At 70.5% G+C, this 6516-nt stretch carries 8 protein-coding genes and 1 riboswitch; of the genes, 6 read left to right on the top strand and 2 right to left on the bottom strand.

The window, feature by feature from the left end; translation table 11 throughout:
- Positions 1–6: 6 nt before the first annotated feature.
- On the bottom strand, positions 7–708 hold the full coding sequence (locus C1J00_RS09405; protein WP_102908572.1) for an SDR family oxidoreductase: 702 nt from the start codon (positions 706–708) through the stop codon (positions 7–9).
- Positions 709–809: 101 nt separating this feature from the next.
- A complete protein-coding gene (locus tag C1J00_RS09400) occupies positions 810–1697 on the bottom strand; it encodes an RNA polymerase sigma-70 factor (protein ID WP_102908571.1) in 888 nt (295 codons plus the stop codon).
- A gap of 299 nt (positions 1698–1996) precedes the next feature.
- Positions 1997–2127: riboswitch (FMN riboswitch) on the top strand.
- Between the two features lie 143 nt (positions 2128–2270).
- Between C1J00_RS09400 and C1J00_RS09395 the strand changes: the two genes are divergently transcribed.
- The 6 genes from C1J00_RS09395 to hisG are packed head-to-tail and all read left to right on the top strand — an operon-like array spanning position 2271 to position 6515.
- Positions 2271–2879 carry a riboflavin synthase gene (locus C1J00_RS09395; RefSeq protein ID WP_102908570.1) on the top strand — a complete coding sequence of 203 codons (609 nt, stop codon included), beginning with the start codon at positions 2271–2273 and terminating at the stop codon, positions 2877–2879.
- Entirely contained in the window at positions 2876–3517 is a 642-nt protein-coding gene (locus C1J00_RS09390) for a nicotinamide mononucleotide transporter family protein (RefSeq protein ID WP_102908569.1), read from the top strand. The genes C1J00_RS09395 and C1J00_RS09390 overlap by 4 nt, the downstream gene beginning before the upstream one ends.
- On the top strand, positions 3514–4803 hold the full coding sequence (locus C1J00_RS09385) for a bifunctional 3,4-dihydroxy-2-butanone-4-phosphate synthase/GTP cyclohydrolase II (protein WP_102908568.1): 1290 nt from the start codon (positions 3514–3516) through the stop codon (positions 4801–4803). The genes C1J00_RS09390 and C1J00_RS09385 overlap by 4 nt, the downstream gene beginning before the upstream one ends.
- Positions 4804–4823: 20 nt before the next feature.
- Entirely contained in the window at positions 4824–5309 is a 486-nt protein-coding gene (ribH, locus tag C1J00_RS09380; protein WP_102908567.1) for a 6,7-dimethyl-8-ribityllumazine synthase, read from the top strand.
- A gap of 34 nt (positions 5310–5343) precedes the next feature.
- Positions 5344–5616 carry a phosphoribosyl-ATP diphosphatase gene (locus C1J00_RS09375; protein ID WP_003988914.1) on the top strand — a complete coding sequence of 91 codons (273 nt, stop codon included), beginning with the start codon at positions 5344–5346 and terminating at the stop codon, positions 5614–5616.
- Between the two features lie 50 nt (positions 5617–5666).
- A complete protein-coding gene (gene hisG / locus C1J00_RS09370; protein WP_102908566.1) occupies positions 5667–6515 on the top strand; it encodes an ATP phosphoribosyltransferase in 849 nt (282 codons plus the stop codon).
- Position 6516 lies beyond the last annotated feature (1 nt).

Genomic DNA, 6516 nt, shown 5'->3' with positions numbered 1-6516 from the left:
AGATGTTTATAAGAGACAGGCCCGGCGCGGCGTCAGATGGCCCCCGCTGCGAAATCCCCGGTACGCCGCTCCCCACAGCGGCACGTTCACCACCGCCCGCCGGCGGCCCGACGCCTTCAGATACGCACGGGCGAAGGACTCCAGCGGCCGCACCTCCGGCCCGCCCATGTCCTCGACCCGCCCCGCCGGCGCGGCCGCCGCCAGCTCGACCAGCCGGTCCGCGACCTCGGCCACCTCCACCGGCTGGTCGCGCACGCCCGCAGGGAGGAACATCACCGGAAGCTTCGACAGCCCCTGGAACATCATGATCAGCAGATCGTGGAACTGCGTCGCCCGCAGCACGGTCCAGCCGATCCCCGACTCCTCGACCAGCTTCTCCACCGCGAGCTTGCTCCGGTAGTACGGGAACGGCACCTCGTCTACACCCACGATCGACATGTAGACAAGATGACGCACGCCCGCTGCCCGCGCCGCCCTGATCAGGTTCCGGGCCGCCTGCTCGTCCCCCTTCTGCCCGGACGCGCAGTGCACCACGGTGTCCACACCGGCGACGGCCGTGTCCAGCGCGGCTCCACCCGCCCGCAGATCCACCGCGTACGGCTCGCTGTGCCGGCTGAGCACCCGCACCTCGTGCCCGCTCGTGCGCAACCGCTCCGCGACGAGCCGCCCCAGCGTTCCGGTGCCGCCGGTCACCAGGATCGTGGTCATGCTGTTCAGCCCCTTCGGACGCCGGGCGCTCCCGGGTGGAGCGCCCCTCGCCGACTCAGACCGAACAGCCCCGCCGAATGTGACAGGCGCGCCCCGCGGTCCTACGTCCGGGTGAGCTGACGCCGTGCGAACGCCAGCTTGTCCGGGTTGACCACGGCCCGCACACCGGTGACCAGCCCGTCGCGCACCTCGACGACCGACAGTCCGACGAGCGTGTCGCCCGCCCAGCTCGCCAGCCCCAGCGCCCCGTTGACCTCCGTCGGCACGAAGTCCAGGCCCCCCGCGAACTTCGGCCCGCCACCCGCCAGGAAGCGGGCGATGCCGAGCCCGCCCTCGATGGGCCACCGCGCCGCGGTGACCTTGCCGCCACCGTCGCTCCACCAGGTCGCGTCGGCCGCGAGCAGCTTCTCCAGCCCGGCCAGGTCCCCGTCACGGGCCGCTGTGATGAACGACGTGACCAGCTCTTCCTGCCGCTCGGAGGCGGGCTCGAACCGGGCCTGCGGTTCGCCCACCCGCCGCACGGCACGCCGGTACAGCTGACGGCTGTTGGCCTCGCTCAGTTCCAGCACCCCGGCGATCTCCCGGTGCCCGTAGCCGAACGCCTCCCGCAGCACGTACACGGCCCGTTCGGTCGGCGTCAGCCGCTCCAGCAGCACCAGCATCGCCATCGACACCGCCTCCCGCTGTTCCGCGGACTCCAGCGGGCCGAGCGTGCCGTCCGAGGTGACCACGGGTTCGGGCAGCCAGGTCCCGACGTACCGCTCGCGCCGGGCACGCGCGGAGGTGAGCCGGTTCAGGCAGAGATTGGTGACGACCTTGGCCAGCCAGGCCGCCGGATGCTCGATCCCCGCCCGGTCGGCGCCGCTGTAGCGCAGGTAGGCGTCCTGGACCGCGTCCTCGGCCTCCTCCGCGGAGCCAAGCAGTTGGTAGGCGAGGGAGAACAGCCTGGGCCGGTGGACTTCGAACTCCTCGGCCGTGGTCGTGGTCATACGACTCACCCTGCCAGAACGCCGTGCGCACGGCGTGGGAAGACCCGACGGCGGGCAAGGGCCGTCGTCACCGCCGCCGGGCCGGTCAGTGGGGTTGAGCCGAGCCAGGCGTTGACCCTAGAAAGGACTAGACCATATCGTCAATAGGTGTGTACCAATGCCTCAAGGGAGCCCGGCGGTGAGGGAGTTGGAGCGTTTGTCGCGCTGGGGAACGGCGGGGGCACCGTCTGTGAGGCAGCCCACACACTCCGCCCCTTTGAACGGGGATCAGGCGTGGCACACTGGCCGTGTACCAGTAGCAGCGCACTCCGGGGTCGGTGAAAGTCCGAACCGGCGGTTACAGTCCGCGACCCGGTCGCCTCCAGCGGCCGGTTGACCAGGTGAAATTCCTGGACCGACGGTTAAAGTCCGGATGGGAGGCAGTGCGCGGCGAGCGGGCATTCGTGCGCGCCGCCGAGAAGTCCGTCCCCGTGGCGGACTCCGTCCGGCGTCGTCCTCGGTGTCCCTGCTCGTACTTCTGTCGTCATCGACAGCCCCGGAGTCCGTGCCCGAAGAGGCAGGAGGACCCGGGAAGTGTTCACCGGAATCGTCGAAGAGCTGGGCGAGGTCACCGCCGTCGAGACCCTCGACGACGCCTGTCGCTTCCGCCTGCGGGGGCCGGTCGTCACCGAAGGCGCCAAGCACGGCGACTCGATCGCCGTGAACGGCGTCTGCCTCACGGTCGTCGACCACGAGGGCGACGAATTCACCGCCGACGTCATGGCCGAGACCCTGAACCGCTCCAGCCTCGGCGCCCTCGAAGCCGGCTCCCGGGTCAACCTCGAACGCCCCATGGCCGTCGGCGACCGCCTCGGCGGGCACATCGTGCAGGGCCATGTGGACGGCACCGGCGAGATCCTGGAGCGCAAGCCCTCGGAGCACTGGGAGATCGTGACGATCTCCCTCCCCGCGGACCTCACCCGGTACGTGGTCGAGAAGGGCTCCATCACCGTCGACGGCATCAGCCTCACGGTCGTCGGCGCCGGCCCCGACCACTTCACCGTCAGCCTCATCCCCACCACCCTCGACCTGACCACGCTCGGCCACAAGCAGCCCGGCGACCCGGTCAACCTCGAAGTGGACGTCATCGCCAAGTACGTCGAGCGGATGCTGGGTGACCGCGCGCAGGGAGCGACCCGGTGAACTCTCTGAACTCCGAGGCCTTCACCCTCTTCGGCCAGCACATCCTCTGGTCGGACATGGTCGGCAACCTCTTCGGCCTGGCCGCCCTCGCCCTCGGCTGGCGGCGCTCCATCTGGACCTGGCCCGTGCAGTTCCTGGCCGGACTCATCCTCTTCGGCGCCTTCTTCGGCCATCTGACCGGCAGCGCGGGCAAGCAGGCGGTCGTCGTGCTCGTCGCCGTCTACGGCTGGTGGCAGTGGCAGCGCGGCAAGGAGCAGGGGGACGACGGCCACATCGCCGTACGGTTCGCCACCTGGCGGGAGCGCGCGGTGATGGCCGCGGCGGCCGCCGCCGGCACGGTCGCGGTGGCGCTGCTCTTCACGGCGTACCCCAAGCTGTCCTGGGACCCCTGGCCGGACGCCTACATCTTCGTCGGCACCATCGTCGCCATGTACGCCCAGGCACGCGGCATGGTCGAGTTCTGGTTCGCCTGGCTGCTCGTCGACGTCGTCGGCGTCCCCCTCAACTTCGCCAACGGCTACGCCTTCTCCGGCTTCGTCTACGTCATCTACGGCGCGCTCGTCCTGTGGGGCCTGCGCGACTGGTGGCTGCGCTCGCGTCAGGCCGCGCGGCCCACCCTGGAAGGAGCGCCGGCATGAATGCCGCAACCGCCCTGTACAGCACCGGCGACGTCGAGAGCTTCGCACTCGACCCCGTCGAGCAGGCCATCGCCGACATCGCGGCCGGCCGCCCCGTCGTGGTCGTCGACGACGAGGACCGGGAGAACGAGGGCGACCTCGTCATCGCCGCCGAGAAGGCGACCCCCGAGATCGTCGCCTTCATGATGAGCGAGTGCCGCGGCCTGATCTGCGCCCCCATGGAGGGCGACGAGCTGGACCGGCTGAGGCTCCCGCAGATGGTCGAGGACAACACCGAGTCGATGAAGACCGCGTTCACGGTCTCCGTCGACGCCTCCGCCACGCACGGCGTGAGCACCGGCATCTCCGCCTCCGACCGTGCCACCACCCTCCAGTTGCTCGCCGACGGCGTGTCCGGGCCCGACGACTTCGTCCGTCCCGGCCACATCTTCCCGCTGCGCTCCCGGCCCGGCGGGGTCCTCACCCGAAACGGTCACACCGAGGCCGCCGTCGACCTCGCCCGCCTCGCGGGCCTGCGCCCGGCCGGTGCGATCGTCGAGATCGCCGGCGAGGACGGCACCATGCTGCGCCTGCCCGAGCTGATCCCCTTCGCCCGCAAGCACGGTCTGACGATCATCTCCATCGAGGACCTGATCGCCTACCGCCGCAGCAGCGAACCCACCGTCCGCCGCGAGGCCAGGACCCAACTGCCCACCGCCCACGGCACCTTCACCGCCCACGGCTACCGCTCCACCGTCGACGGCGTCGAGCACGTCGCCCTGGTGCACGGCGAGATCGGCGACGGCCAGGACGTCCTCGTCCGCGTCCACTCCGAATGCCTCACCGGCGACGTCTTCGGCTCGGCCCGCTGCGACTGCGGCCCCCAGCTCGACGCCTCCCTCGCCCGCATCCAGGAAGAGGGCCGGGGCGTCGTGGTCTACCTGCGCGGACACGAGGGCCGCGGCATCGGCCTGATGTCCAAGCTGCGCGCCTACGAACTCCAGGAGCGCGGCCGCGACACCCTTGACGCCAACCTCGAACTCGGCCTGCCCGCCGACGCCCGCGACTACGCGGCGGGGGCACAGATCCTCGCCGACCTCGGCGTGCGCGGCGTCCGGCTGCTGACCAACAACCCCGACAAGACCGACGCGCTCGTCCGGCACGGCATCGCGGTCAAGGCCCGTGTGCCGATGCCCGTGAACGCCGGCGAGCACAACCTCCGCTACCTGCGCACCAAGCGGGACCGGATGGGCCACGACCTGCCCTGGCTGGACACGACCACCGTGCCGGCCTGCGGCAACCAGTAACAGAGCACAAGAGGAGCAACGTGAGCGGCAAGGGTGCACCGGAGCTGTCCGTACGCAATGTGGGTGACCTCCGGGTCGCCGTCATCGCGGCACAGTGGCACGAGAAGGTGATGGACGGACTGGTGGACGGCGCCCTGCGCGCCCTGCACGACCTGGGCATCGACGAGCCGACCCTGCTCAGGGTCCCCGGCAGCTGGGAGCTCCCGGTCGTCGCCAAGGGCCTCGCGGGCCGCGGTTACGACGCGATCGTCGCCCTCGGCGTCGTCATCCGCGGCGGCACCCCCCACTTCGAGTACGTGTGCCAGGGCGTGACCCAGGGCCTCACCCAGGTCTCCGTCGACACCGGCGTCCCCGTCGGCTTCGGCGTGCTCACCTGCGACACCGAGGAGCAGGCCCTGGACCGCGCCGGCATCGAGGGCTCGAACGAGGACAAGGGACACGAGGCGGTGACGGCGGCGGTGGCGACCGCGGCCACCCTCCGCTCAGTATCCGAACCCTGGCGCTGACGGAAGCCACCTGTGGCATAGGCTGAGCGTCACCATGTCCAAGAAGACGTTCGAGGAGCTCTTCACCGAGCTCCAGCACAAGGCCGCCCAGGGCGATCCCGCCACTTCCCGCACCGCAGAACTGGTCGAGAAGGGCGTCCACGCCATCGGCAAGAAGGTCGTCGAAGAGGCCGCCGAGGTGTGGATGGCCGCCGAGTACGAGGGCAAGGAAGCCGCCGCCGAGGAGATCTCGCAGCTGCTGTACCACGTCCAGGTGATGATGGTCGCCCGCGGCATCTCCCTCGACGACGTCTACGCCCACCTCTAAGCCACGCCCGTTCCCGCACGACACCACACCACGCAAAGGAAGCCGACCTCATGCTGCGCATCGCCGTCCCCAACAAGGGTTCCCTGTCCGGCCCTGCGGCGGAGATGCTGCATGAGGCCGGCTACCAGCAGCGCCGGGAGTCGAAGGAACTGCGGATCGTCGACCCGGTGAACGAGGTCGAGTTCTTCTACCTCCGCCCCCGCGACATCGCGATCTACGTCGCCTCCGGGCAGCTGGACATCGGCCTCACGGGCCGGGACCTGCTCATCGACTCCGGCGCCGAGGCCGAGGAGATCCTCCCCCTCGGCTTCGCCCGCTCCACCTTCCACTACGCCGCCAAGCCCGGCACCGTCAGCGGCCTGGCCGACCTGGCGGGCAAGACCGTCGCCACCTCCTACGAGGGCATCGTGGCGGCGCACCTCGCCGAGCACGCCATCGACGCCTCCGTCGTCCACCTCGACGGCGCCGTCGAGACCGCCATCCAGCTCGGCGTCGCCCAGGTCATCGCCGACGTCGTCGAGACCGGCACCTCGCTGCGCAACGCGGGCCTGGAGGTCGCCGGCGAGCCGATCATGAAGTCCGAGGCCGTGGTGATCCGCCGCACCGGCGCGGACGCCGACGACGTCAAGGTGCAGCAGTTCCTGCGCCGCCTCCAGGGCGTCCTGGTCGCCCGGACGTACGTGATGATGGACTACGACTGCCGCGTCGAGCAGCTGGAGAAGGCCGTCGCGCTCACGCCCGGCCTGGAGTCCCCGACCGTCTCCCCGCTGCACAACGAGGGCTGGGTCGCCGTCCGCGCCATGGTCCCGGCCAAGGAAGCCCAGCGGATCATGGACGACCTGTACGACATCGGCGCCCGGGCCATCCTGACCACGGCCATCCACGCCTGCCGTCTCTGAG

It is taken from the genome of Streptomyces cahuitamycinicus, assembly GCF_002891435.1.
Classification (GTDB): domain Bacteria; phylum Actinomycetota; class Actinomycetes; order Streptomycetales; family Streptomycetaceae; genus Streptomyces; species Streptomyces cahuitamycinicus.
The sequence above is the reverse complement of the archived record's forward strand: the minus strand, read 5'-3'. Positions and strand labels throughout refer to the sequence as shown.